This is a genomic window from Pseudonocardia halophobica, assembly GCF_027922425.1.
In the GTDB taxonomy this organism is placed as follows: domain Bacteria; phylum Actinomycetota; class Actinomycetes; order Mycobacteriales; family Pseudonocardiaceae; genus Pseudonocardia; species Pseudonocardia halophobica.
In genome coordinates this window covers 1-24504 of the sequence record NZ_BSFQ01000013.1, presented here as the reverse complement: position 1 = coordinate 24504, position 24504 = coordinate 1, and the positions used below count along the sequence as shown (strand labels likewise).

Here is a 24504-nt window from a genome sequence, read left to right as displayed (position 1 = left end):
GGGGTCGGGCTGGGCTGGCTAGTCGTCGAAGTCGACGGCGGCGTGGGGCCAGTTCACGGCGCTCAACAGGTGGTCGTGGGACGCCTGCACGCGGCGTCGGACCTCTGCCAGGTCGACACCGAGCAGCCGCCCCTGCCACTTGACGACGCGTCCGTTCACCAGCACCGTGTCGACGGACTCCACGCCGGCGCCCTGCACGACGGTGGCCAGGACGTTGTTCCGCGGGAACAGGTGCGGCGCCGTGGTGTCGACGAGGATGACGTCCGCCTTCTTCCCCGGCGTCAGCGAGCCGGTGACATCACCGACGCCGCAGTTGTCCGCGCCCTTGCGGGTCGCGGACTCGAGGATCTCCCGCAGGGTGGGCGAGGCGCTGCCGTCGCGGTGCGCGTCGACCCGGTGCACCAGGTGGAGCGCGCGCATCTCGGCGAACATGTCGATGGCGAAGGTCATCGGGTTGTCGTTGCTCAGGCCCGGCCGCAGGCCCTGCTCGACCCATTCGTTGTACGGCACCCGGCCGAACCGGAACTGTGTCTCGATGCGCGGACAGACATTCACCTGCGCCCCGTTGTCGATCACGACCTGCCGCTGCTCCGCCGACAGGAAATTCCCGTGGTTGATCGCCTCCCGGCCGTCGAAAGAACCGTCGTAATACAGTTTCCGGAGGTCCTGCTTCTCGATTCCGCTGTCGAAGGAGAACCACAGGTCGAGCTCTTTCCGGATCGGCAGCAGGTCCGTGAGATCATCGAACCCGGGGGCATACAGGCGCATCGAGCAGAGTTCGCCCGCGCCGGCGAAGTACTGGTCGCGCAACCGCCTCACGTCCGACGGGAAGGACTCGGCCCACGCGCCCGCCCGCGGGCGCCCCACGGCGTGCACACCCCGTACGCCCGACGCGAGCAGGGCCTCGACGCCCGCGTCCGAGTGCTCGGGCGACCGAGCGTTGTGCATGTTGTCGACGACCGTGGTGATCCCACCGTTCAGGGCGGCGAGCAGGGTGTTCAGGGTCCCGGCGTAGACGTCCTCGGGCCGGCACGCCGGGGCGAAGGCGCGGTGGGCGGCGTACATGTAGCTGCGCCCCGAGAGGGGGGCCCCACCGATCGCGTCCTCGGTGTCCTGCGGGACGTTCTCCGGGATGATCCGACCGAGGGCGCCCTCCCAGGCGTGGATGTGCGGGTCGCAGAAGCCGGGCATGACGATGTGGTCGCGCGCGTCGACGACGACCGCATCCGGCGCCAGGACGGAGGGCGCCACCTCGGCGATCCGGTCTCCGTCGATGAGCACGTCGCCGACGGCGAAGTCGCCCACCGCCTCGTCCATCGACAGCACGGACCCGCCCCTGAGGAGGATGCGCCGGGCGCCGTCCGACCGCCCGGCGGCGTGGTCGCGAAGGAGCGCCTCGAGACGCCGCCCATCGGACGTGCTCACCGCTTCACCTACGGACCCACTCATTCAAATCCCCGTTCCTACAATCTACGATCAGCCGACCATACCGTCACAAGATCTTAAATCGCCAACGTGGCAACACCGAAACTAGCACTCACACGCCTCGGAGCAAAGTTCCAATTTCTAATCGCACATATTCCGGAAGGGAATACATGATTGAGGTCGACCACTCTTCGATTACGCACGCACCACCCGCTGGCCAGTCGACCTGATTGAAATAGTTGTACATCTCCGGCAACGCGACACGACTCCGAGCCCTCGGGGGCACGTGCTGCCTCGGATCTTCGGCACGGCCGCGTTGAGGAAGGCGATGCGACTCTGCAGGTCGGCGTTATTGCTGCCGGGCAGGAAGACCGCGAGCCGCTGCGGCCGCAGGTCGGGACCGTGTAGGCGGTCGACGAGTTCACGCAGAGCACCGGCCGCGCCGTCGCGGAGGTCGGCGGGGCCGCCCGGGGCAAGGCCATCATCGTCCTCAACCCGGTCGGTCCGCCGATGATCATGCGGGACACCTTGTTCTGCATGATCGGCGCCGGCGCCGACCGGGCGCCGCCGTGCAGCAGGTCGGAGCCGCGCTGCGCTTCGATCCCGACCTGCCGCCCAGGCTTCGTGAGCTGGCGATCCTCACCGTCGCCGCCCACACCCGCTCCGAGTTCGAATGGACCGCTCACGAGAGCGCCGCCCGCGATACCGGGCTCACCACCGAGCATCTGCAAGCGTTGCTCGACGGCGCGATCCCCACCGGACTCGCCGTTGAAGAGGTCACCGCCATCGAGTTGACCAAGGCGCTCCTCGACGACCACCAGGTCGAGGACGACCTCTACCGGCGGGCCGCCGCGTCATTCGACGCCGCCGGTCTCGCAGCACTCACCTGGCTGGTCGGCTACTATGCCATGCTTGCAGGCGCCCTCGCGGTCTTCCGACTCCAGACCGAGCGAGGCGCCGACGACATCCGCGGCCAACGATGGCAGCGAGATCACGAATCTCGTCCCGGTGCGGCGGGCCGACTTCAGCCATCGTTCTCGTCACCGCTTACGACGGATCACAGTGACGAACAGTCATCGCCTCTGATGATCGAGAAGGACGCGGAAGCCTGCCTGACAAGCAGGAATGAGTTCCGGTGATTCCGGGTGAGTACCCGACTCCCCTCCAGCGGATTCTCGGTTCAAGTCCGAGGCGGTGTACCAGTTTCTCCTGGTCAGGAAGCTACAACCTCCGTATCCAGCAGTTCAACAAGATCGAACCCGACGCTTTGCTAGCCGGATATCCAGATGATGTTCAGCGGAGATCGCGTGGCCCCGACTTCGTGCGCATCACGGCGTGGAGGCTCGACGCGACGCCCTCGACCGACGCCCTCGACGCGGGCCGCGGCCACCGGCCCCGAGCAGTGCACGACTGATCGACCTCCGAGGTCGCGGCGACGATCGTCGTACCCCGCGGCATACGGGCGGTCGCCCACCACGGCGGCCCCGTGACCTGCGCTGCGCGAACGTCTTCTCCAGCGGGTGCACTACGCGTTGGAACTGCGCGGATCCATCCCGCCGACACCGGGGAAGTCGATCGCCGAGGTCGGCGACTCGTACTGCAGCTGCGGCACGTGCCGGCGCTTCGCGATCTTCCATCCAGACGGCCGACGGACGAGCTCATCCGTCACCCGGACCCATCGGACCAGCACGACCGGCTCGTCTTTGAGGGCCATCGTGGCGCAGAGATGCACGTCCAACGCGGCGACGTCGCCGTCGACCGTGATCCGGGGGCTGCTGACGCTGTGGTCGATGAAGCCGAAGGGCTCGAGGGAGGACACGAACGTGTCCGCGAACTCGCTGCCGGTGAACCGGCGCAGTCCTCCGAAGTAGGAGAGGTCGGCATCCGGGGTGAAGCAGCTCCGCATGAGGTCGGCGTCCCGGCGGTCCATCGCGTGGGTGTAGCGCTCGAGGACGTCGCGGACGGCGAGCCGCTCGGCGAGGTCGCCGTCCGGCACCGAGCTCGTCGACGTCGACGGGGTGACTGTCATCGGGTCGTTCTCCTTCCGGGTGGCGCCGCTCCCGGCGCCCCCTCGAGAGAATAATTCAGCTACCGAACACATCACAAGCATGCTTGCATTAAGGGTGTTGCTCGGTTAGCGTCCCGTCGACCTTGCAGCCCCGCACATCGCCTGTTGCATCGCCTCGAAGGAGAGGTCGCCATGTCGGCACCATCCGAAGCGGAACCCGTACGCGAAGGTACGGTGCGCCGCACCACCTTGGCCGCCGCGATCGGCAACACCGTCGAGAACTACGACTACGCGGTGTACGGCCTGGTGGCCACCGTGCTGGCGAAGAACTTCTTCCCCGGCTCCACCCCAGGCGCCGCCCTGCTCTCGACGTTCGCGGTGTTCGCCGCCGCGTTCGTCATCCGTCCCATCGGCGCCCTACTACTGGGCTCGCTGGCCGACCGCATCGGCCGCAAGCCCACGCTGGTCGTGACGCTGATCGGGATGGCGGTAGTCAGCACGCTGATCGGCCTGCTGCCCACCGCCGCGTCGATCGGAGTGGCCGCGCCGATCCTGCTCGTGCTGCTGCGCGTCGGCCAGGGCCTCGCCGCGGGCGGGGAGTACGGCACCGCGATCATCTACGCCGCCGAGTTCGCCCCCGCCCACCGCAAGGGCGAGATGGCCAGCCGGGTCCAGATGGGCAGCCTCGCCGGCCTGCTCCTCGGCGCGATCATCGTGGTGGGGCTGAGCCTGGGCCTCGGGCCGGAGGCCATGCAGACGTGGGGCTGGCGGGTGCCGTTCTTGCTGGCTCTGCCCCTGGGGGCCATCGGGCTCTACCTGCGGAATCGCCTGGGCGAGACCCCGGAGTTCGAGGAGGTCAAGGAGGTCGCGGAGGACCTACCCACGGTCGACCGCAAGCTGTGGCGCGGCCTGTTGCTGATCGGGGTGGCCGCCACCCACGCCGTGGGCTTCTACCTGGCGTTCACTTACGTGCAGAACCTGATCATCCAGCTGAAGTTCTCCCTGGTCACGGCAACCGTCGTGATCGGCATCGCGCTGGCCGTGGGGATCGGCCTCGTGCTCGCCGGGGGACGTGTGTCGGACCGGATCGGACGCCGTCCCGCACTGCTCATCGCGACCGGGGTGATCATCGTCGCCTCGTACCCGCTGATGGCCGGGCTGACGTCGTCGACGAACCCGTGGGCGCTCGGCATCTTCGCGGTGCTGCTGGCCGCTGCCCCGTCCTTCTACACCGGCATCGCCCCGATCACCTACATCGAGATGTTCCCGGTGCACGCCCGCGGCATCGGTGTGTCGTTGGCCTTCAACATCTCCGTCGCCGTCTTCGGCGGGACCGTCCTGTACGTGACCCAGTGGCTGGTCCAGACGACCGGGGACAACCGCGCCGGCGCATTCGTCCTCATCGGATCCGCCGTGCTCAGCGGCCTGACCGCGCTGGCCCTGCCCTCCGTCCTGGCGCCCCGGGCCCCACGGCCCGCCGGACGGGTCGCCCCCGAGCCGGCCTGAGGCTCAGTCGCGGCTCACGCGGCGCGCGTCCTTGATCTCGGTCTCGACCGCGACGGCGCAGCGCCGCAGGGTGGCGACGAGCTCGGGGAACTGGCCGGGCTCGAGCATGCCGCCGAGTGTCGACTCGATCTTGTCGACCTCGGCGGCCATCTCGGTGAGACTGGTGAGCCCGGCCGGGGTGAGGGCCAGCGACATGGCCCGCTCGCTCTCCGGATGCGGGCTCCGCTCCACCCATCCCCGGCGCTCGAGCTCGGCGACGATCCTGGTCATCGTCTGGGGCTTGACGAAGCAGCGGCGGGACAGCTGAGCCAGCGACAGGTTCGGCTGGCGCTCCAGGATCTTGAGGGCGGCGTATCCGGACAGCGTCATCCGCCAGGGCTTGAGGCGCATCGCCCCGATGTTCGCCACGGCACGCTCCAGGCGAGTGACCGCATCGGTGAGGTAGTCCGACTGGCCCGCAGCTGTGTCCACGCCCCAAGCTTAGACAGCATCCTTACAACTGGAGGTTCTGACATGCCCGGCTCGACCACCACCTCCGCACCGACGGTCGTGCTCACACTGGACGACGCCCTCCGCGTCCTGACTGAGGCGCTGGTCGGCAGCGGATACACCACCGTGGAGGCCGCGGTCATCGCCGACCACCTGATGGACTGCGAGCTGCGCGGGCTGTCCTACGCCGGGCTGGCCCGCGCGGTGTCGATCATCGAGCGCCTCCGCGCCACCGAGCCGCCGCAGCCGATCCGGGTCGACCGGCAGACCCCGGTGTCGGCGGCCCTGGACGGCGGGGACCACGTCGGCTACCTCGTCGCGGCCCGAGCGATGGAGATCGGTCTGGAGAAGGCCCGGGCCCAGGGCGTGGCCGTGGTCGGCGCGCGCCGGACCTGGTACACGGGAATGTTCTCCTACTACCTCGAGCGCATCGTCGACGCCGGATTCGTCGGCATGATCGCAGGCAGCGGGCCCGCCGTCGTCGCGCCGTACGGCGGCACCGAGGCACGGTTCAGCACCAACCCGATCGCCTTCGGCTTCCCGACCGCCGACGGCCCGGTGATCTGGGACATCGGCACCTCGTCCATCACCCACGCCGAGGTCACCCTCGCGGCCCGGCTCGGCGAGCCGCTGCCGGAGGGGAAGGCCTACGACCCAGCAGGCCACCCGACCACCGACCCCGCCGCGGCCCTGCAGGGAGCATTCGCCGTGTGGGGCGGCCACAAGGGCTCCGGGCTCGCCCTCGTCGTGCACCTGCTCGGCATGCTCGCGGGCGCCTCGGCGGCCCCCGAGGGCGTCTCCGACTGCGGCCTCCTGGCGGTGATCGTCGATCCGTCCGCCCTCGGCGACGCCGCGGACTTCGGCGCCCGCGCGGCGGACTTCGCCGAGTCCGTCCGTGCTACCCGTCCACTCGAGGGCGGGACGGCGGTCCGGGTTCCCTTCGACCGCTCGGCGGCCCTGCGGGCGGAGACCCTCCGACGGGGAACGATCGAGGTCACGGCTCCCGTGGTCGACACTCTGCACCAGATCGCCCTGGCGCATTAGACAGCATGCTTATATAGTCCAAGCATTCTGCTACGGGAGGGTGAGTCATGGTCGACTTCTTCACGGGGATCCAGCCGCTCGAACCGGGCGAGAGCGACCCCGCCCGGCTGGCCGAGCGGGTGCGTGAGCTCGACGCGTCGGAGGCGATCGACCGGGTGCTCGTGGGGTACTCGTCGATCTGGCCGCACAACCACGCGACGGCGCCGTACATGCTGGCGATGACCGAGAAGTTCTCGCCGATCGTGGCGCACCGCCCCGGGGTGATGGCCCCGACGGCGGCGGCCCGGTACTTCGCCACCCTGGACGTGCTGGCCCGCGGCCGGCTGGCCATCAACGTGGTGGTCGGGGGCTCGGACAAGGACCTCCACCGCGAGAGCGACGACACCCCCAAGTCCGAGCGGTACGAGCGGGCGATCGAGTACCTCGATCTCGTCCGCCGGACCTGGACCGAACCGTCGTCGTTCGACCACGAGGGCCGGTTCTACACCGCCGGGGGCGTCAAGATCCTCACCCGGCCGGTCCAGGGCCAGGTCCCGATCTTCATGGGCGGCGAGAGCGACGCAGCGGTCGACTTCGGCGCCCGGCACGCCGACCTGTACATGCTCTGGGGCGAGCCGTTCGCCGGGACGGAGGAGCGCATCGCACGCGTTCGGGCCGCCGCGGACGGCTACGCGCGACCGATGGACTTCTCGCTGAGCCTGCGGCTGTTCCTCGGCGAGACCGAGGACGACGCGTGGGCCAAGGCCCGCGCCGTCGAGCAGCAGATCGCCGCCGCCCAGGGCGGCCACGCCTTCCTCCGCTCCTCGGCCACCGACAACTCCATCGGACGGCAGCGCGCCCTGGCGCTGACCGACGAGGAGCTCCACGACACCTGCTTCTGGACCGGGCTGACGAAGCTCCTGGGCGGGTTCGCCAACTCCCAGGCGCTCGTCGGCACGGAGGAGCAGGTCCTGGACACCCTCGGCACCTACCACGACCTGGGGATCGGGACCTTCCTGGTGACCACCGGGGCGGAGGCCGGCTGGGATCCTGCCCTGGAGGACTTCCTGCTGCGCGCCAAGAAGGAGCTCTGACCGTGCTCGACCTGCCATCGCTGGGCGGCGGAACGGTGGGCGGACTGCTCACCGACCGTGCGTCCCGCACCCCCGACAAGCCGGCCCTGGTCTTCGACGACGAGCAGCTGAGCTATGCCGAGCTCGACGCGGCCGCGTCCGCGGTCGCCCGCGGCCTGCTCGGCCTCGGCCTCGCTCCCGGCACGTCCGTCGGCGTGTTCCTGCCGAACCGCGTCGAGACTCTCGTCGCGTTCTTCGGGATCGCCCGGGCGGGGCTGGTCGAGGTGCCGGTGAACACCGCCTACAAGGGCACCTTCCTCGACCACGCGCTGGGCCACACCGACGTGCAGGTCCTGATCACCGAGCCCGGGCTGCTCGACCTCGTCGCGGCCCTGCCGGAGCGGCCCCCCGCACTGCGGATCGTCGTCCTCCTGACGGACCGGGAGCGTGCGGACCAGACCATGCACACCGACGGGGAGGGTGCGGGCCGGACCATCAGCCCTCGCTCCGTGCCCTCGGGGGTGTCGCTGCCCGGCGTCGAGATCCTCACCTGGCACACCATGATCGCCCGCGGCGACCGGGGCCAGGTGTTCCCCGCCGTCGGCATCGACGATCCGGTGGGCATCATGCTGACGTCGGGGACCACCGGCCGAAGCAAGGGCGCGATCTACCCGGCACTGATGCCCGTGGTCGCCGCGCACGAGTTCGCCGTGGCCATGGAGACCACCGCCGACGAGCGGCTCTACACCTGCCTGCCACTGTTCCACGGCGCAGCGAAGATCAACATCTCGTTGCACGCGATCGTCGCGGGCGCCACCGTCGTGCTCGGCCGCCGGTTCAGCGCGAGCCGCTTCTGGGACGACATCCGCCGCCACGGGGTCACCCAGTTCAACGCCCTCGGCTCGGTGCTGCCCATGCTGCTCGCCCAGCCCCCGTCCGACCGCGACCGGGACCACTCGGCCCGCAAGGTCTTCGCCGCCCCCGCCCCACCCCCGGTCCTCGCCGCGACCGAGGACCGCTTCGGCGTGCACGTCGTGGAGGGCTACGGCCTCACCGAGATCAAGACGATCGTCTGGAACCCGATCCGGGAACGCAAGATCGGCTCCATGGGCGTCCCGTCCGCCACGACCCTCCTCGAGGTCCACGACGACCTGGGCTTCCCCGTGCCGCCCGGGCAGGTCGGCGAGATCGTATTTCGGCCGCGCGTCCCGCACGTCATGTTCTCCGGCTACCACCGGCAGCCCGAGGCCACCGTGGAGACCTCGCGCGACCTCTGGTGGCACACCGGGGACCTCGGCTTCACCGACGACGACGGCTACTTCTACTTCGTCGACCGCAAGAAGGACGCCCTGCGCCGCCGCGGCGAGAACGTGTCCTCCCAGGAGGTCGAGGCCGTCCTGCTGGACCATCCCGCCGTTGCCGAGGCCGCCGCGGTGGGCGTCGCCTCCGATCTCGGCGAACAGGAGGTGATGGCCGTCGTGCAGGTCACCGAGGGGACCGAGCTGGACCTGAAGGACCTCTTCGCGCACTGCGACCGGGCCCTGCCGCACTTCATGGTGCCCCGCTACTACCGCCTCGTCGAGCAGTTCCCCGCCACACCCACCGGAAAGATCCGCAAGGCGGTGCTGCGGGAGACCGGGCTGACCGACGACACATGGGACGCCGAGACCGCAGGCCTGACCCCGACCCGGATCCGGTGAGCGAGCCTGTGAGCGAGTCATGGACCCAGCGCCCGTGCCCGCGCAGCGGGCGAGAGCGGTGAGCACGGTGCACCTGCGGGAGATCGCGCCCCGACTGACCTTCCAGGCGCATCCGGTACCGACCGAGGTGAAGATCGAGCTCGTGCAGCGGCTCGTCCGCGCCGGGGTACGGGACTTCGAGCTGTCCTCGTTCGTACGCCCCGACCTCATCCCCGGCCTCGCCGACGCCGCCGAGGTATTCGCCGCGGTGCGTGCGGTGCCCGGGCTGACGTTGGGCTGCTGCATCGGCAACGAGCGCGGTCTGCGGGCCGCCGCCGACGCGGGAGCGGACTCCGCCGCCTTCCTGCTCTCGGCCGACGAGGACTTCGCCCGGGCCAACGTCGGGCGTAGCACCGAGGAGTCCCTCGTCGAGCTGGGACGCCTCGCCGCCGTCGCCGCGGACCTCGGAATCACCCTCGGCACCTACGTGATCTTCGCGTGGGGCGGCCCCACCGGGCCCGCACGCGGCCGGGCCGAGCTCGAGCCGATCGCGCGGCGGCTCGTCGACATCGGGGTCACGGACTGGGTGCTCGCCGACTCCTTCGGCTACGCCGCACCACCCCAGATCCGCGAGCTGCTCGACACCGCCGCACAGCACGTGCCGCCGGAGTCGCTGACCGTCCAGGTCCACGACAACCGGGGGCTCGGCGTGGCCAACGTCCTCACCCTCGCCGAGCTCGGCGTCGGCACCATCGACGTTGCCCTCGCCGGGAGCGGCGGGCACCCCGCGATGCCGGGTCAGCGGGGCGGCGGGGTCTGCACCGAGGACGCCGCGCAGGCCCTCGAGCTCGCCGGCCACGACACGCGCCTCGACCTCACCGCACTCGTCGACACGGCCAACTGGCTGGCGGACGCTGGCGTGCCCGGCCTGGGATTCGTCCGGCACGTCGGCCCCGTCCCGGCAGCGGCAGGGACAACGGCCGCACTGACCTTCGCCTGGAAGAACACGACCCACGAAAGCGAGCCAGCACAGTGATGACCCCTTCCGCCATCGACGGACTTCGCACGAGCGACCAGCGCTACACCATCGCCGTGATCGACGGGCCGAACGTCTCCAACCTCGCCCGGCGGAACAAGCGGATGTACGGCCCCGCCGTCTCCGCCGAGGGTCTGGGCCGGTTCACCGAGGAGTGGGGCGCCCGCCTCGGCGTCGTGATCGAGCGGTTCCTGTCGAACCACGAGGGCGACATCCTCGAGTACATCCACGAGTCCGGCGATCGCGTGGACGGGTACCTCGTCAACCCGGCAGGGTTGACCACCACCAGCCACTCGGTCCCCTTCGCCCTCTACGACACCGGGAAGCCGGTGGTCGAGGTGCATTTCGCCAACATCAGGGCGTCGGCGGCGACTGCGCGCGGCCCGGTCTACGGCCCGGGTGAGTCCACCTTCACGCCGTTCGTGTCCGGCCAGTTCATGGGCATGCGCGAGTACAGCTACCTGGGTGCGCTGCTCTCCCTGGTACTCGCCCTGGACGACGAGACGTTCTTCGGTGCCAAGTCCGAGTAGCGGCGCGATGAGCACCGAGCTCACCGGCGAGGACGTCCTCGCCCGCATCCGCGCGGACCGTGGCCATTACCCCGAGGTGTTCGAGGTCGCCGCCCGCTTCGATCCGCAGGCGCTCCTGGACTTCCACGCCGGCTACCGGCACGCGATGGGACCGGGCACCTCGCTGTCGGAACCGGTGCGCCAGCTCGTCCTGCTCGCGCTGGACGCGGCCGCCCACTTCCACCGGGGCTGCCGCTTCCACATGCTGGAGGCCCTGCGGGCCGGGGTGGAGCCCGAGGAGATCGTGGAGACGTTGCGGCTCACCGGGTTGACCGGTGGCTACCACGTTCCCCTTGTCGCCTATCCACTGCTCGCCGAGGCCCTGGCCGAGTTCGAGGCAGAGCGGCCACCCGGTTCCTAATCACGATCGCCACCCTCCGGCCCACCGACGAGGCGGTCGGCCGCGAACAGTGCGCAGCCGACCGTCTTGCGTTGCCGAGAATGAGGGCACGTTCGCGCTGAAGTCCTTGATCCAGTACCGACGGTCCGACAAAGACCACGGCGGCAGCGACGGGAGGCGTGACCGAAACCGGCGAAGCGGCTGAAACCGTTGGGGAGCCGGACCCCAGGACGCGCAGGCCCGTCAGGGGTCCCTCGGGTAGTAAGGCCGAAGCGCAGTCACCGTTTTGGTCACCGCTTACCACCGATCACCGTGACGAACTACGAGCACCGCCGATGATCGACTGAGCCGATATACAGCAACTGACCAGCACGAACAATCTTCGGAGATCCTGGGCCAGCACCCGACTCCCCTCCAGCGGGTTGGGGGTTCGATTCCCTCGCGGCGCACAGAAGTAGCAGGCCAAAGCGTTGTCGCTCTGGCCTGCTTCGTATTTCAAGATCATAGTGACCGCTTGTTCGCCGGTACAGCGGAAAAGGAGTCAGCTGATCACGGCTGACAGTCCGGTCTTACAGGCTCCGATCCGAGTAGCCGCGGCCCACCGCGGACCCGACCACCGCGAGAACTGCCCTCAATCCGCAGATCTCACGCTGTGCCCCCTCGGGTTCGCCTACGACCGGTCGCGAGTCTGGGCCGGACGAAGAAGCGGACGGTCTCGGCGCCGACGAAGCCGGTGTCCGTCCGCGCCGTAGCCACTTGTTCGCAGCTCCCCAGCCAGCGGGCGCTACTCACCTGAGGCGAGCGGCGCATCAGCCCGCGTTGGAGGCCAGGACGCGCAGGAGCCCCTGGTCAAACGACGCGACCGCAATTCTGGAGAGGGAAAGCCGCCGCACGAACTCGGCGACTCTGGACTTGTCGAGGGACACGGGGTTGCTGATCGCGACGACCACCACAACCGCGCCTGCACAGACCTATGTACCGGCGGCGACTTATCATTCGTCCGGAAGCGCGTTGACGAGGTCGGCGAAGACGCTGCGGATGTGCTCACGGCACGCCGCCTCGGCGGCGGCGGGATCCCGCTTCGTGATGGCGGTGACAATCTCCTCGTGCTGGCGGACCGAGGCGTCGAGGCGGCCGGGCACGGCGACCGTGAGGTTGCCCAGCCGCTCGAGGTGGGCGTCGAGCTCGACGAGCATGCCGCCGATACGGTGCCCGGCCGCCTGCCGGTAGAGGATGCGGTCGAAGCCGTCGAAGAGCGCCGGGATGCCGTCCAGCTCGCCCGCGTCGAGCTGCCCACGGCTCTGCCGCACGTTGGCCCGCAGATCCGCCTCGTCCGCGTCACTGATCTGCATGGCCGCCCGCCGCGCGCAGAAGCCCTCCAACAGCTCACGGAGCTCATAGATCTCGCGGATGTCCGCGTGCGTGTAGCCGCGAACGATTGCGCCCCGGTACGGGGCCACCGTGACCAGGCCCTCCTTCTCCAGCCGGACCAGCGCCTCGCGGATCGGGGTCTTGCTGACCCCCATCTGCTCAGCGAGCTGGCGCTCGCGGAGCTGGGTGCCCGGCTCGAGCTCCAGCTCGACGATCGCCCGGACTAGGCGGCGGTACACGACCTCCTTGATCTGGAGGTGGGTGTCCGCGCCGGGCTCCGGCAGGGTCAGGCCGGTGAAGTCCGGCGTCGACCTGCGGGTGGACGCCTTCGGCGCCGGGGGCGTGCCCACGCTCGGCCTCATGATCGTCTTTTCCTTCGCACTCCCCCGGCGGGTCGGGGTCTCCGGTGATCCTTGTGGTGGTACAACCTTGCACTCTCCGCGCCCGGTTCGCGGTGACGAAAGGGCCACTGCCGTTAACTTTGTGATTCTCGCGGACGCGAAGCGGCCCGTGCGGGACCGAGGACGTCCTGGGCGTGGGCCGCGAAGCCGAGGACCCGGTCGTCGTGCGCCCACGGCCCCACAACCTGCAGCGCCACCGGGAGCCCGTCTCCCGCGAGCCCGCACGGCACGGTGACGGCGGGCTGGCCGGTGATGTTGAACGGGTACGTGTACGGAGTCCAGGTGATCCACGGGAGCGGCGCGTCGGCCTCCCCGCCCTCGGGGACCTCCGCGTCTGCGGCGAAGGCGGTCAGGGGCATCGTGGGCATGACGAGCAGGTCCCACTTGTCGAGCGTCCGGGCCATCGCGGTGTTGAACGCGCGGCGCGCGGCCAGCGCCTCGTAGTAGTCGCCCAGGCTGTAGGTCTCGGCGAGCGGACCGAGCCGGACGAGGCCCGGGTCCATGACCGCGGCGTGCTCGCGGGCGAGGTCGCGGAACCCCAGGCCACGTCCGGTCACCCAAAGCGCCTCGAACACCGCGCGCGGCAGCGCCGCGGGCAGCTCGACCTGGCGGTATTCGGCGCCGCCCGCCGCCACGACCGCGTCGAGGGCAGGATCGACGACCCGGCCGACCGGCGCCTCCGGAGCGATCCCGAACGGCGCCCGGACGACGCCGATGCGCAGCCTGCGCCCGCTGTCGGGAGCGGGTGGACGGGACCAGTACGACTGGGGGTCGCGCGCGTCGGGTCCGCGGGTGAGGTCGAGGACGGCTCGTGCGTCCCGCACGTCGCGGGTGATCGGACCAGCGTGCGAGAGGTTCTCGTTGACGGTGCCCGGCCAGACCGGTACGGCGCCGAGCGTCGGCTTGAGCCCGACGGCGCCGCAGAACGCGGCGGGGATCCGGACCGAGCCACCCGCGTCCGTGCCGGTGGCTATCGGCACCGCGCCACTGCCGACGGTCGCGCCGGAACCCGCGCTGGAGCCACCGGAGCTGCGGGTCGGGTCCCACGGGTTGCGGGTGACGCCGGTGCGCGGCGAGATCCCCGTGCCCTTCCACCCGAACTCCGGGGTGGTGGTGCGTCCGATGACCACGGTGCCCGCGTCGAGGAGCCTGCCCACCATGGGCGACGATGCGGCGGCCGGCGTGTCCGAGCTGGTCAGGGAGCCCTTTCCGGCTGGGAGCCCCTCCTCCAGCATGTTGTCCTTCACGGCGATCGGGACCCCGTGCAGCGGACTGCGCACGCGGCCAGCCCGCACCTCGGCCTCGAGATGCACCGCCGCGGCGCGGGCCCGCTCGGGGAGCAGGACGGCGTAGGCGTTGAGCGCGGGTTCGGCCTCCGCGGCCAGGCCTAGGGCCAGCTCGGCCAGGTGCACCGGGGAGATCTCGCCGGCAGCGACCCGGCGCCCGAGCTCCAGCCCAGACGCCGCCCGGTACTCCTCGGCGTCGAGTTCGGTGTAGCGCGCCGCCGCGGTCAAGCCTGGCTCGCAGGGGTCGACAGGTCCGCCCAAGCCGCAGCGAACCGCTCGCCCCACTCCTCGGGGACCGATGTGCTGACCTTCACGAAGCGCTCGCCGAAGCGCGGGGACTGGTAGGTCCCGGGCCGAATGAACACGTTCCGCTCGAGCATGGCGGCGCACAGCGCGTCGGCGGACCAGCCGCTACCCGCGATGTCCACGGCGACGAAGTTCCCGTGTGAGGGGAACACCACGAGCTCGCCGAGCCCGCTGCGCTGCACGGCGAGCCGGACCGTCTCCTGGTTGGTCCGGTTGGTCGCGCGCACGCGGGCGAGCCACGGTTCCTTCACCGACAGCCCCGCCATCGCCGCGCGCTGGGCCTGAATGTTGGCGCCCAGCGGGTTCGACGGAACCTCGGTCAGCCGCCCGAGCAGCTCCGGCACCGCCACCACCGCGCCGAGCCGCAGCCCGGCCAGACCCAGCCACTTGGAGAACGAGTAGGTGGTGAACGTGCCCTCGGGGTAGAGCTCCGCCGCGAGGGTGTGGTCGCTGGCGAAGTGTCGGTAGGTGCAATCGTGCACGACGAGCGAGCCCGTCTGTCGGGCGAGGTCGGTGATCGCGACGAGCTCGGCGCGGGTGTAGCGGCTGCCGAGCGGATTCAGCGGGTCGATCAGGTAGATCAGCGAGCGGGGCTCGATCACCTCGGCGATCTGCTGGGCGGTGACGCGGTAGCCCTGCTCGGCGGAGTACAGCTCCAGGGTCGTGACAGGCACGCCCTCCAGACCCGCGAACCGGGCCGGCCATGGCCATCCCGGGTCGCTCGTGACCACCTGGGAGACCGACCCGGCCAGGCCGGTGCAGATGTGGTGGAGCCCGCCCACCGCGCCGTCGGTGATCCACGCGTCGGCACCGGTCAGCCCGAGGTCCTCGACGATCTGTGTGCGCAGCCGCTCGAAGCCCAGCGCCGGGGCGTAGAGCTGGAACTCGCGGCGCCGGGTGCTCTCCTCCAGCGCGGCGAGCACCTCGGCGGGCGGTTCCAGGTGGGTGGTGTTCTGCCCCATCCACACCAGGTCCGGACGTTCCAGCAGGTGCTCGAACGACGGGGCAGCCGTGGCCGGGGCGCTCACGTCAGCAGCGCCAGCGTCGCGAAGGCGGTGTAGACCTTGGTGGCCTCGACGATGTCCGCGACCGAGAGCCGCTCGTTCGGGCAGTACACCGGCTCGCCGCCCGGACCGAAGATCACCGTGGGGATCGTGTCGCCGAAGCTGGCGGTGTCGCCGAGCCAGCCCGCGGCCTGCAGGGTCGGCTCCGTGCCGCGGACCTGCTGGACGGCGTCGACCATCGTCTCGACGACGAGGCTGTGCGGGTCCGCCACGTAACCGGACTTGACGTCGGCGAGCTCGACCCGCGCCGCGAAGCGCGGGTCGGCGGCCTTGACCGCGTCGAGGCAGCGGTCAAGCTCGGCACGCACGGTCTCCACCGACACCCCGGGCTGCGGGCGGCAGTCGAGCCGGATCACGCACTCGTCCGGGATCATCGACGGCCCGCCCGGCGGCAGACCGCCGTAGACCCGGCCGGGCGCCATGTAGGTCTCCTCGCCGAACAGGTCGCGGACCCACGGCTCGAGCTCGGGGGTGAGCCGGGACGCGTCGAGCTCCAGGATCGCCTTGGCCGCCAACATGTTCGCGTTGACCGCGAGCGGCTTGTGGCAGGTGTGCGCCGACTTGCCCTGCGCGGTGATGTCGAAGTAGTAGCGGCCCCGGTGGCCGAGGTAGATCTCGTTGTCCGACAGCTCCCCTAGCACGCACAGGTCGGCGGAGTACTCGTCGAAGTAGCGGATCGAGCCGAGCTGGTCGCCCATGTGGTCGCTGACGCCGGCGAAGGCGAGCCTGCCCGACACCGGGACGCCCGAGGAGCGTACGGCCTCGGCGGCGACGATCTGGCAGACCAGCGCCGCCTTCATGTCCATGATCCCGTGGCCATAGACGTGCCCGTCGATCAGCTCGCCGGAGTAAGGCGTCGTGTCGGTCCAGCCGATGGACTCGGGCTTGGTGTCCATGTGTCCGGTCAGGACGACCCGGGGGCCCGTGCCGAAGTCGAGCTCGCCGATGGCGTTCGGCCGGTCGGGCAGCACGTCCTGCAGCCGGACGTCGGTGAAGCTCGAGTCCTTCATGACGTCGACCAGGTACTGAGCGAACGCGAGCTCGTCGCCGAGCACGCTCGGGATCCGGCAGACGTCCTGGACCAGGGACACCACACGCGCCTCGTCGATGCTGGCGAGGGCCTGCTCGACCGCTGCTGACTTCTCCATTGCACTCCCACTTCGATTTGAGATCTCAAATCTGCGGGGTCGGTCCACAGACTGTCAAGGGCGGTGGACGTCACGTCACGGCACGTTAACCGAGGTTGGTGTTGCGTGCTGGTTACGCATCCGTGCATGTCTTGACGGCCAGTGAGCCCCGAGGACACGATCCGTGGCACTAGATGCGATCTCAGGATCTCAGCCGCCGGCGGATCGGTCGCGAAGAAGGAGAGTCAGATGATCCGAGTGCCTTCGTGGCTGCGCAGCACCCGTGTGCTCGCCGCGCCCGTTCTCGGCGCCGCGCTCGTGCTGAGCGCCTGCTCCAGTGGCGGGTCGACGGCCGCGCCGGAGACCGGTGCCTCCGGGGCGCCGACCAAGGTCGGTGTCGTGCTCGCCGGCCCGCGCAACGACAAGGCGTTCTACCAGTCCTACCTCGACGGCGTGCAGGCCGTCGCGGACCGGGAGGGCATGACGGTCTCGGTCGTCGACAACGTCGGCTCTCCGCAGGCCGCGATCGACGCCCTGACCAACCTGGCCGCCGACAACCAGCTGATCATTGCCGGTGGCAGCTCGCTGGTCTCCGCGGGCAACACCGTCGCCGCGCAGTTCCCCGACGTCACCTTCGTGATGTCCGGGGTGGTGCAGGCCGGGGTGCCGAACCTGCACACCTATGCGACCAGGCAGGGCGTTCCGGCCTACGTCGCCGGCGTCGTCGCGGCACAGGAGAGCGCCACGGGCACGGTCGGCTACGTGGGCGGCACCGACATTCCGCCGAACTCGCAGTCGTCGATCGACTTCGCCGCGGGCGCCAAGTCCGTCAAGCCAGACATCAACGTCGCCTCGGTGACCGTCGGGTCCCTCAGCGACGCGGCCAAGGCGAAGGAGGCCACCGCGGCCCAGATCGCGAACGGCGCCGACGTGATCTACGCCTTCCAGGACGCCGGCCTGCCCGGTGTGCTCGACGCGGTCACCGAGTCCGGCAAGGACGTCAAGGTCTTCAACCCGACGACCGACCGCTGCGAGGAGTCTCCCGCCTTGATCGGCTACGCGTTCCAGGACACCAAGATCATGGTCGGCCACGTGCTGGAGGACTTCAAGGCGGGCTCGCTGCCGGTCGAGCCCCGCTTCTACGCCCTCGACGACCCCGCTGTGCAGGCCCTGAAGCTCTGCCCGTCGGCCTCCCAGTACGAGTCCGTCGTCGCCGACACCACCGCCAAGCTGAACTCCGGGGCCATCACGCTGCCCCAGGGCGGCTGAGCGTGCCGGCCCCCTCTCGCACGTCCGACGGCGCCGCCCCCGCGGCGCTGTCGGCGCGTGCGGTGACCAAACGGTACGGCGCGCTGGTTGCGAACGACGGGATCGACCTCGACGTCCGCCCTGGAGAGATCCTCGCGCTGCTGGGGGAGAACGGGGCCGGCAAGTCGACGCTGGTCAAGATCCTCTCCGGGCTGGTGCGGCCGGACTCCGGTGAGGTGACCGTCGGGGGCGCACGGCTGCCGGCCGCGGACCCGCAGGCCGCGCGTGCCGCCGGGATCGGCGTGGTCCACCAACACTTCATGCTGGTCCCGGACATGACCGCCACGGAGAACGTGGCGCTGGCCCAAGGTACGACCGGCCGGTACGACGCAGCCGCGATCCGGGCCCGGCTCGTCGAGATCGGCGAGCGGCACGGCATGCCGGTCCGCCCGGACGTCCCGGTGGAGACCCTCCCGGTCGGCGAGCGGCAACGGGTCGAGATCCTCAAGTGCCTGCTCAGCGACGCCCGGGTGGTCTCCTCGACGAGCCCAGCGCCGTGCTCTCCCCCGCCGAGTGGGACCGCCTCGCCGAGGTCCTCGCCGAGCTGGCCGCAGCGGGCCTGGCCATCGTGCTGATCACCCACAAGTTGGGCGAGATCGCGGCCGTGGCCGACCGGTGCACCGTGGTGCGGGGCGGGCGGGTCGTCGACACCGTCGAGGTCGGTACGACTCTGCCCGAGGAGCTCGCCCGGATGATGGTCGGCCGGGATGTCGTGCTGCGCACCGAGCGGCCGGTGGTCCAGCCGGGTCCCGTGGTGCTCGACGTCGACGGGCTCACCCTCGCCCGGTATCGCGGCGACCGCGACCTCGGGCCCGTCGACCTGCGGGTGCGGGGCGGCGAGGTGCTCGGGATCGCCGGTGTCGAGGGCAACGGGCAGAGCGAGCTCGCCGACCTCGTCGCGGGCGTCCGTACCGCCACGGCGGGCACGGTCACCGTCACGGCCCGCACCGGCGGTGGCCCCGGCCGCACCGGGACGATCGCCGAGGACCGACACTCCGACGGGTTGGCGCTACCGCTGTCGGTGACCGACAACCTCATGATGCGGGCGATCGGCGAGCCCGCCTTCAGCCGCGCAGGCGTGCTGCGGCCGGGCCGCATCCGCCGGCACTGCGCCGACCTCGTCGCCCGCTTCGACGTACGCACCACCGGGCTGGACACCCCCGTCGCGAGCCTTTCCGGCGGCAACCAGCAGAAGATCGTCTTGGCCCGGGAGATGCACGGCGAGCCCGATCTGCTCGTCGCCGCTCAGCCCACCCGTGGCCTCGACGTCGGCGCGATCGAGTTCGTGCACGCCCAGATCAACGCCCACAAGACCGCGGGCGGGGCGACCCTGCTCGTCTCCGCCGAGCTCGACGAGATCTTCGCCCTGTCCGACCGCATCGCAGTGATGTCGTCGGGCCGGGTCGTCGCCGTGCTCGACGCCGCGGACGCCACCCGCGACCGGATCGGCGAGCTGATGGCCGCCGGCGCAGAAGGAGCGACCCCATGAGACGGCTCGCCGTCGACCGGCGGGCTCTGCGCGGCGCTGCCGTCAGCCTGCTCGCCGTCGTCCTCGCGCTGGCGGTGTCCCTTCTGGTCATCGCACTGAGCGGAGCCCCCGTGGGCGACGCCGCCCGGGCGATGTGGGACGGGGTCTTCGGAAGCCCCGCCCAGTTCGGCGCCACCCTGACCAAGTTCGTCCCCCTCGTCCTCGCCGCGGTCGGCTGGGTCGTCGCCTCCCGCGCCGGTCGGCTCAACGTGGGGCTGGAGGGTCAGATCCTCGCGGGCGGCACCACCGCGGCGGTGGTCGGACTCCACCTGTCCGGCCTGCCAATGGCGGTGCACCTGCCGCTCGCGGTCCTCGCCGGCGCGGCTGGCGGCGCGGCACTCGGCGGCATCGCCGCCTGGCTGTGGGCTCGCCGCGGGGTCAACGACTTCATCGCCACGCTGCTCCTCACCCTGATCACGACCCAGATCGTGTCCTGGCTGGCCAACGGCCCGATGGAGGAACCGACCGGCACGCTCGGCCAGAGCTCCCCGGTGGCCGACTCGGCGCGCTGGCCGGTCCTGTTGGCGCGCACCACGCTGCGCTGGGACATCGTGCTGGTCGTGGTCGTGGTGCTGGCTGCCGCGTATGTGCTGCGCCGCACCGTCGTGGGCTACCGGCTGCGGCTGACCGGCGCGAACCCGTCCGCAGCCAAGGCCACGGGCACCCGGACCCGGCTGGTCGGGGTGGGCGCGCTGTGCACGTCGGCCGCCGTCGCCGGCGTCGCGGGCTCGTCGCTCGTGCTGGCCGCTCCCGCGGGCAACCTCGCCCCCGGCTTCTCCGCGAACTACGGCTTCGACGGCATCGTCGTGGCGCTGCTCGCCCGCAACAACCCGCTCGCCTGCATCCCGGCCGCGCTCCTGCTGGCCGCGCTGCGCCAGGGCGGCGGGCTGATGGAGGCCAGGGTCGGCATCTCCTCCGGCCTGGTCACCGCAACCCAGGCTGTGGTGATCCTGCTGGTCACCGGCTCCGCATGGCTGGTCGAGCGCCGCCGTTCCCGGCGGCCCGCAGCGACCGCGGCGGAGCAACCCGCACGCGTCACCGAAGGAGCGAACTCGTGAACCCGTTCGACGTCGCCCTCTTCGCCGCCGCGATCCGGCTGTCGGTCCCGCTGCTGCTCGCCGCGCTCGGTGAGCTGATCTCCGAACGTGCTGGTGTGATCAACATCGGGCTCGAGGGGATGATGCTGTTCGGCGCCTACGCTGGCTTCCTCGCCGCTTACGCCACCGGCAGGGTCGGGCTCGGGCTGCTCGCCGGGATCGGCCTCGGGCTGGTCCTCGGCGCGATCATGGCGTTTGTGTCGGTGACCCTGCGCGGTGACCAGATCGTCGTCGGGGTGGCGCTGAACCTGCTGGCCGCCGGGCTCACCCTGTTCCTCTACCGCCTGCAGTTCGGCGGCACCCAGCCCACTACGGTGAAGATGGAGCCGTACGCGGTGCCGCTGCTGTCGGACATCCCCGGCATCGGGCCGGTGCTGTTCCACCAGCTGCCGCTGGTCTATCTCGCCTACGTGCTCGGCCCGGTCGTCGCGTACCTTCTCTACCGGAGCAGGCGGGGCCTGCGCCTGCGTTCCGCCGGAGAGAAGCCCGAGGTGCTGGACTCGACCGGTGTGGACGTGGCGCGGGTGCAGTGGAGCGCCGTCCTCGCCGCCGGCGCCCTCGCCGGGCTGGCCGGAGCGTTCCTGTCCGTGGGCCAGGTCGGGTTGTTCGCCGAGAACATGACCGCCGGACGCGGGTTCCTCGCGCTCGCCGCCGTGGTCTTCGGCCAGTGGCGGCCCTACGGCGTGGTCGCGGCCTGTCTGGTCTTCGGCTTCACCGACGCTCTCCAGCTGCGCCTGCAGTCGATGGGTGCGGTGCCGCAGCAGGTGTGGGTCGCGCTGGTCGCACTCGGGCTCGTGATCGGCGCCGTCGGGGCGTGGCGGGCCCGGCGCTCGGGTTCGCCGCTGCGGTGGGTGCTGCTCGGGGCGGTGCTGTGTGTCGCGGTGGGGGCTCTGGGAGCCGCCCTCGTGCCCGGTTTCGCGCTGCCGTCGCAGTTCTGGCTGAGCCTGCCCTACGTGCTCAGCCTGGTCGCACTCGCCGCCTCGGCGCGGCGGGTCCGCGCCCCCGCCATGCTCGGGCGGGCGCTCCCCGTCCGAGGCTGAGCACACCCGAGACGAGGGCCCCGCAGCCGATCGGCTGCGGGGCCCTCGTTCGAGCGCGGAGATCAGATGTGGCCCTCGTCGCGCAGGCACTCCGCGAACGCGGTGACGGTCGCCAGCCTGCTGTCGGCGTCCCCGCCGAGCGGGAACACCGCCATGCTGTCGATGCCCAGCTTGTCCAGCGTGCGGATGTGCTCGCGGGCCGCGGCCCGGTTGCCGGACAAAGACATCCGGCGCACGAAATCGTCGGGCAGGAGCGCCGCTGCTCTCTCCGCCTCCTGGAATTCCCCGCCCGCGTACTGCGCACGGACCTGCTCGACGAGCTCCGGGGACAGGCCCGCGAGCCCGCAGTAGACCGGCGCCGTCATCGGGAACCACGCGGCGATCGTGCGGCCGGCGGCGAGGGCGACGTCCTCGTCCTCGTCGATCGCGCCGTAGGCGAAGACCGTGATCTTCGGGCGCGAGTCCCGGCCCGCCATGTCCACGCCGCGGTCGATGTGCTCCAGGGCATAAATCAGCCCGTCCGGGTGCAGGCCCGCCAGAAGGATGACGCCGTCGGCCACCCGCCCGGCCAACTCCAGAGTCTTCGGGCCGCTCGCCGAGATGTAGACGGGGATGTCCTGGCGAGCCGGGAAACGCAGGTGCGCGTCGTCGAGGGTGAACCCGCGCGCGGTCATGTCGACGTGCTCGCCGGTCCACAGCCTGCGAGCGGCGGTGATGGAGTCCTCCAGCAGGGCGAGCCGCGCGGGCTTGAGGCCGAGTGCCTCCAGCGGCCGATCACCCGCGCCGATGCCGTAGACCGCGCGACCGCCGGAGATCTCGTCGATCGTCGAGATCCCGACGGCCGCCATGGCGGGGTGCCGCGTCACCGGGTTGGTGACCGCGGTGCCTAGTCGGAGGCGCTGCGAGTTCGTCGCCGCGAGGGTGAGGTAGGAGTAGCAGTAGCGGGAGTGCAGGGACGAGTCGGTGAGCCAGAGGTCGGCGAGTCCGACCTCCTCGACCCGCCGGACCATCGAGACGAACTGCTCGGGTGCGTAGACCGGCTGGAGCGCGACGCCGCCGTACATGTGGGGAACCTTCCGGAGTGAGGGTCAAACGACCGGCCAGGCGGGCGCCGGGTCGATGCCGATCTTTTTGAGGATCCTGCGGTCGGTGGCCTCGACCTCCTCGCGCAGGGCGTCCTCGTCGAACACGGTGCTCTTCTTGTTCTCCAACACCACCTGTCCGCCGATGAGGACCGTGTCGACCGAGTGGCCGGTGACCCCGTAGGCGAGGTTGGCGATGGGGTTGTGCAGGGGGCGCCAGTCGTAGTCGTTCGTGTCGAACACGACGAGGTCTGCCTGCTTGCCGACCTCCAGGGACCCGGTGACGTCGTCGAACCGCAGGGCCCGGGCGCCGCCCAGGGTGCCAAGCTCCACCGCGGTCTCGGCGCTGACGGCCGTGGGATCCTCTCGGGCGTCTCGCGGCAGCAGCGCGGCGAGGTAGATGGCGCGGCAGATGTCCTGGTGGTTCGAGCAGTTCTCCGCGTCCGTGCCCAGTCCCATCGGGACGCCCGCGGCGATCAGCTCCGGCCACCTGCTGTGCTGGGTGGTCCCCTTGGCCAGCTTCAGCGCCGTACTGGGGTTCCACGAGACGGTCGCGCCGGTGTCCGCGATGGCGGCCACGTCCTCCAGGTCGAGGCTCGTGACGTGGTTGAGCAGGGTGTACGGGTTCAGCGCCTTGATGCTCGCGGTGTGCTGGATCGGGCGCTCGCCGAAGACCTGCAGCTCGAGGGCCACCTCACGCTCGCTGGTCGACTTGTGCTGCACCGCGAGGGTCTGCGACTCCTCGGCCAGCCGAGCGGCGGCGACGGTCAGCTCGTCGGAGCACGTGGTCACACCCTCGACGCACACGGCCGGGCGGATCCGCTCGTTGCCGAAGGCCTGCACGGTCTCCAGGCCGTGCTCGAGGCGCTTGATCGCGGCGGCGGTGTCGAGCGCCAGCCAGTCCGGCAGGCCGGCGTCCCCGCCGGAGCCCCGCTGGTCCCACGTCCACAGGCCTATGCGCGCGCGTATCCCGGACTCGGCGATGGCGGGAAGGACCGCGTCGATGTGGTTGCAGCCGGGCTCCTCGAACAGCGTGGTGCCGTTGCGGATCATCTCGGCCGTGGCGTGGCGCGCGTAGACGTTCATGTCCTCGGGCTCGAGCGACGAGAACGACGGATAGATGAAGCGACGCAGGGACTCCAGCGTGGTGCCACCCTCGGGCATCGCACCCTTCGCGCAGCACAGCAGGTGCCGGTGGCCGTTGGCCATGCCGGGCAGCACGACGGCCTCCGGTCGGTCGATCCGCCGAGTGGGCCGGTAAGCCCGGTCCAGCTCCGCGGCCTTGCCGACGGCGACGATGACGCCGTCGGTCACCGCGACGGCACCGTCCCGGACGATCCGCCGCTCGGCGTCCACCGTGATCACCCACCCGGCCGTGACGAGCAGATCGCAGGACGCTGGGGACGCGGTGGGGTCTGTCATGAGATCTCCAGAGGCCGGGAGCACTTGAGATCGCAAAACTCCCTCAGGCCTCATGGGCGTGTCAAGAGCCCACGACTGACACCACTGCCCTCATGTGTTACCAGTACGTTACTGCTGCTCAATGCGACTACACGACTCACTACATCGGTCTTGCCAGCTATGAGATCTTGAGATCTCATTTCGATGTGAACCCTTCAACGCGCCCAGCAGGCGCGATCACCACCCTCTACCACTGGGCCAACGGCCAGAAGGTCGATGGCAAGTCCGGCCGGTTCTCGGACGTGACGAACCCGGCCACCGGCGAGGTCTCCGCGTCGCTGCCGT

22 protein-coding genes are annotated in these 24504 nt (G+C 70.6%); 13 read left to right on the top strand and 9 right to left on the bottom strand.

Going from position 1 to position 24504, the window contains the following annotated elements:
- Nucleotides 1–18: 18 nt before the first annotated feature.
- Nucleotides 19–1425, bottom strand: coding sequence for an amidohydrolase family protein (locus tag PKE99_RS16845; protein ID WP_051737388.1), 1407 nt, complete (start codon nucleotides 1423–1425; stop codon nucleotides 19–21).
- A 569-nt stretch (nucleotides 1426–1994) separates the two neighbouring features.
- Between PKE99_RS16845 and PKE99_RS16835 the strand changes: the two genes are divergently transcribed.
- Entirely contained in the window at nucleotides 1995–2564 is a 570-nt protein-coding gene (locus tag PKE99_RS16835) for a carboxymuconolactone decarboxylase family protein (protein ID WP_051737387.1), read from the top strand.
- Nucleotides 2565–2950: 386 nt separating this feature from the next.
- On the opposite strand, the gene PKE99_RS16830 is transcribed toward PKE99_RS16835, so the two are convergent.
- Nucleotides 2951–3454, bottom strand: coding sequence for a nuclear transport factor 2 family protein (locus tag PKE99_RS16830; RefSeq protein WP_037045509.1), 504 nt, complete (start codon nucleotides 3452–3454; stop codon nucleotides 2951–2953).
- 213 nt (nucleotides 3455–3667) lie between these two features.
- Here PKE99_RS16830 and PKE99_RS16825 point away from each other — a divergent pair, with 213 nt between their 5' ends.
- Complete coding sequence (locus PKE99_RS16825) at nucleotides 3668–4939, top strand: MFS transporter (protein WP_037045507.1); 1272 nt, start codon at nucleotides 3668–3670, stop codon at nucleotides 4937–4939.
- 3 nt (nucleotides 4940–4942) lie between these two features.
- Here PKE99_RS16825 and PKE99_RS16820 read toward each other — a convergent pair whose 3' ends face one another.
- On the bottom strand, nucleotides 4943–5410 hold the full coding sequence (locus tag PKE99_RS16820; protein ID WP_037045506.1) for a MarR family winged helix-turn-helix transcriptional regulator: 468 nt from the start codon (nucleotides 5408–5410) through the stop codon (nucleotides 4943–4945).
- Nucleotides 5411–5452: 42 nt separating this feature from the next.
- On the opposite strand from PKE99_RS16820, the gene PKE99_RS16815 reads away from it, so the two are divergent.
- Genes PKE99_RS16815 through PKE99_RS16790 form a run of 6 tightly spaced genes read left to right on the top strand, consistent with a single transcriptional unit; the run spans nucleotide 5453 to nucleotide 11169 of the window.
- On the top strand, nucleotides 5453–6472 hold the full coding sequence (locus PKE99_RS16815; RefSeq protein ID WP_051737385.1) for an Ldh family oxidoreductase: 1020 nt from the start codon (nucleotides 5453–5455) through the stop codon (nucleotides 6470–6472).
- A gap of 47 nt (nucleotides 6473–6519) precedes the next feature.
- On the top strand, nucleotides 6520–7545 hold the full coding sequence (locus PKE99_RS16810; protein ID WP_037045505.1) for an LLM class flavin-dependent oxidoreductase: 1026 nt from the start codon (nucleotides 6520–6522) through the stop codon (nucleotides 7543–7545).
- A 2-nt stretch (nucleotides 7546–7547) separates the two neighbouring features.
- Nucleotides 7548–9224, top strand: coding sequence for an AMP-binding protein (locus tag PKE99_RS16805; protein ID WP_037045503.1), 1677 nt, complete (start codon nucleotides 7548–7550; stop codon nucleotides 9222–9224).
- Nucleotides 9225–9282: 58 nt separating this feature from the next.
- Nucleotides 9283–10239 (top strand): hydroxymethylglutaryl-CoA lyase-like TIM-barrel protein, encoded by a 957-nt coding sequence (locus PKE99_RS16800; protein WP_037045502.1) that lies wholly within the window; start codon nucleotides 9283–9285, stop codon nucleotides 10237–10239.
- Nucleotides 10239–10769, top strand: coding sequence for a type II 3-dehydroquinate dehydratase (locus PKE99_RS16795; RefSeq protein ID WP_197040611.1), 531 nt, complete (start codon nucleotides 10239–10241; stop codon nucleotides 10767–10769). The genes PKE99_RS16800 and PKE99_RS16795 overlap by 1 nt, the downstream gene beginning before the upstream one ends.
- A gap of 7 nt (nucleotides 10770–10776) precedes the next feature.
- Nucleotides 10777–11169 carry a carboxymuconolactone decarboxylase family protein gene (locus tag PKE99_RS16790; RefSeq protein WP_037045501.1) on the top strand — a complete coding sequence of 131 codons (393 nt, stop codon included), beginning with the start codon at nucleotides 10777–10779 and terminating at the stop codon, nucleotides 11167–11169.
- Nucleotides 11170–12140: 971 nt separating this feature from the next.
- Here PKE99_RS16790 and PKE99_RS16785 read toward each other — a convergent pair.
- The 4 genes from PKE99_RS16785 to PKE99_RS16770 form a co-directional block, all read right to left on the bottom strand.
- Nucleotides 12141–12881: a GntR family transcriptional regulator gene (locus PKE99_RS16785; protein WP_081924118.1), complete on the bottom strand. Its 741-nt coding sequence runs from the start codon at nucleotides 12879–12881 to the stop codon at nucleotides 12141–12143.
- Between the two features lie 113 nt (nucleotides 12882–12994).
- Nucleotides 12995–14434, bottom strand: coding sequence for an amidase (locus PKE99_RS16780; RefSeq protein WP_051737382.1), 1440 nt, complete (start codon nucleotides 14432–14434; stop codon nucleotides 12995–12997).
- Entirely contained in the window at nucleotides 14431–15540 is a 1110-nt protein-coding gene (locus tag PKE99_RS16775; protein WP_037045500.1) for a pyridoxal phosphate-dependent aminotransferase, read from the bottom strand. Before PKE99_RS16775 ends, PKE99_RS16780 begins: the two co-directional genes overlap by 4 nt.
- Complete coding sequence (locus tag PKE99_RS16770; RefSeq protein ID WP_037045498.1) at nucleotides 15537–16724, bottom strand: M20 family metallopeptidase; 1188 nt, start codon at nucleotides 16722–16724, stop codon at nucleotides 15537–15539. Before PKE99_RS16770 ends, PKE99_RS16775 begins: the two co-directional genes overlap by 4 nt.
- Nucleotides 16725–16952: 228 nt before the next feature.
- Between PKE99_RS16770 and PKE99_RS16765 the strand changes: the two genes are divergently transcribed.
- Genes PKE99_RS16765 through PKE99_RS16745 form a run of 5 tightly spaced genes read left to right on the top strand, consistent with a single transcriptional unit; the run spans nucleotide 16953 to nucleotide 21676 of the window.
- Entirely contained in the window at nucleotides 16953–17972 is a 1020-nt protein-coding gene (locus PKE99_RS16765) for a BMP family protein (RefSeq protein WP_037045497.1), read from the top strand.
- Between the two features lie 2 nt (nucleotides 17973–17974).
- Nucleotides 17975–18586 (top strand): ATP-binding cassette domain-containing protein, encoded by a 612-nt coding sequence (locus PKE99_RS16760; protein WP_197040610.1) that lies wholly within the window; start codon nucleotides 17975–17977, stop codon nucleotides 18584–18586.
- Nucleotides 18508–19500, top strand: a complete 993-nt coding sequence (locus PKE99_RS16755; RefSeq protein ID WP_197040609.1) for an ATP-binding cassette domain-containing protein — start codon at nucleotides 18508–18510, stop codon at nucleotides 19498–19500. The genes PKE99_RS16760 and PKE99_RS16755 overlap by 79 nt, the downstream gene beginning before the upstream one ends.
- Nucleotides 19497–20597 carry an ABC transporter permease gene (locus tag PKE99_RS16750; RefSeq protein WP_051737381.1) on the top strand — a complete coding sequence of 367 codons (1101 nt, stop codon included), beginning with the start codon at nucleotides 19497–19499 and terminating at the stop codon, nucleotides 20595–20597. Before PKE99_RS16755 ends, PKE99_RS16750 begins: the two co-directional genes overlap by 4 nt.
- Entirely contained in the window at nucleotides 20594–21676 is a 1083-nt protein-coding gene (locus PKE99_RS16745) for an ABC transporter permease (RefSeq protein ID WP_051737380.1), read from the top strand. Before PKE99_RS16750 ends, PKE99_RS16745 begins: the two co-directional genes overlap by 4 nt.
- 62 nt (nucleotides 21677–21738) lie before the next feature.
- Here PKE99_RS16745 and PKE99_RS16740 read toward each other — a convergent pair whose 3' ends face one another.
- The gene (locus tag PKE99_RS16740; RefSeq protein WP_051737379.1) at nucleotides 21739–22740 is read right to left on the bottom strand and encodes an LLM class flavin-dependent oxidoreductase; all 1002 of its coding nucleotides are present in this window, start codon (nucleotides 22738–22740) and stop codon (nucleotides 21739–21741) included.
- A 24-nt stretch (nucleotides 22741–22764) separates the two neighbouring features.
- Nucleotides 22765–24180 carry an amidohydrolase family protein gene (locus PKE99_RS16735; protein WP_037045495.1) on the bottom strand — a complete coding sequence of 472 codons (1416 nt, stop codon included), beginning with the start codon at nucleotides 24178–24180 and terminating at the stop codon, nucleotides 22765–22767.
- Between the last annotated feature and the right edge of the window lie 324 nt (nucleotides 24181–24504).

Excerpts from the sequence above, each read along its gene's own strand:
- PKE99_RS16735 (WP_037045495.1), bottom strand. The coding sequence starts at position 24,180 with ATGACAGACCCCACCGCGTCCCCAGCGTCCTGCGATCTGCTCGTCACG.
- PKE99_RS16750 (WP_051737381.1), top strand. The coding sequence starts at position 19,497 with ATGAGACGGCTCGCCGTCGACCGGCGGGCTCTGCGCGGCGCTGCCGTC.
- PKE99_RS16785 (WP_081924118.1), bottom strand. The coding sequence starts at position 12,881 with ATGAGGCCGAGCGTGGGCACGCCCCCGGCGCCGAAGGCGTCCACCCGC.
- PKE99_RS16810 (WP_037045505.1), top strand. The coding sequence starts at position 6,520 with ATGGTCGACTTCTTCACGGGGATCCAGCCGCTCGAACCGGGCGAGAGC.
- PKE99_RS16790 (WP_037045501.1), top strand. The coding sequence starts at position 10,777 with ATGAGCACCGAGCTCACCGGCGAGGACGTCCTCGCCCGCATCCGCGCG.
- PKE99_RS16765 (WP_037045497.1), top strand. The coding sequence starts at position 16,953 with ATGATCCGAGTGCCTTCGTGGCTGCGCAGCACCCGTGTGCTCGCCGCG.
- PKE99_RS16830 (WP_037045509.1), bottom strand. The coding sequence starts at position 3,454 with ATGACAGTCACCCCGTCGACGTCGACGAGCTCGGTGCCGGACGGCGAC.
- PKE99_RS16770 (WP_037045498.1), bottom strand. The coding sequence starts at position 16,724 with ATGGAGAAGTCAGCAGCGGTCGAGCAGGCCCTCGCCAGCATCGACGAG.
- PKE99_RS16740 (WP_051737379.1), bottom strand. The coding sequence starts at position 22,740 with ATGTACGGCGGCGTCGCGCTCCAGCCGGTCTACGCACCCGAGCAGTTC.
- PKE99_RS16795 (WP_197040611.1), top strand. The coding sequence starts at position 10,239 with ATGACCCCTTCCGCCATCGACGGACTTCGCACGAGCGACCAGCGCTAC.
- PKE99_RS16815 (WP_051737385.1), top strand. The coding sequence starts at position 5,453 with ATGCCCGGCTCGACCACCACCTCCGCACCGACGGTCGTGCTCACACTG.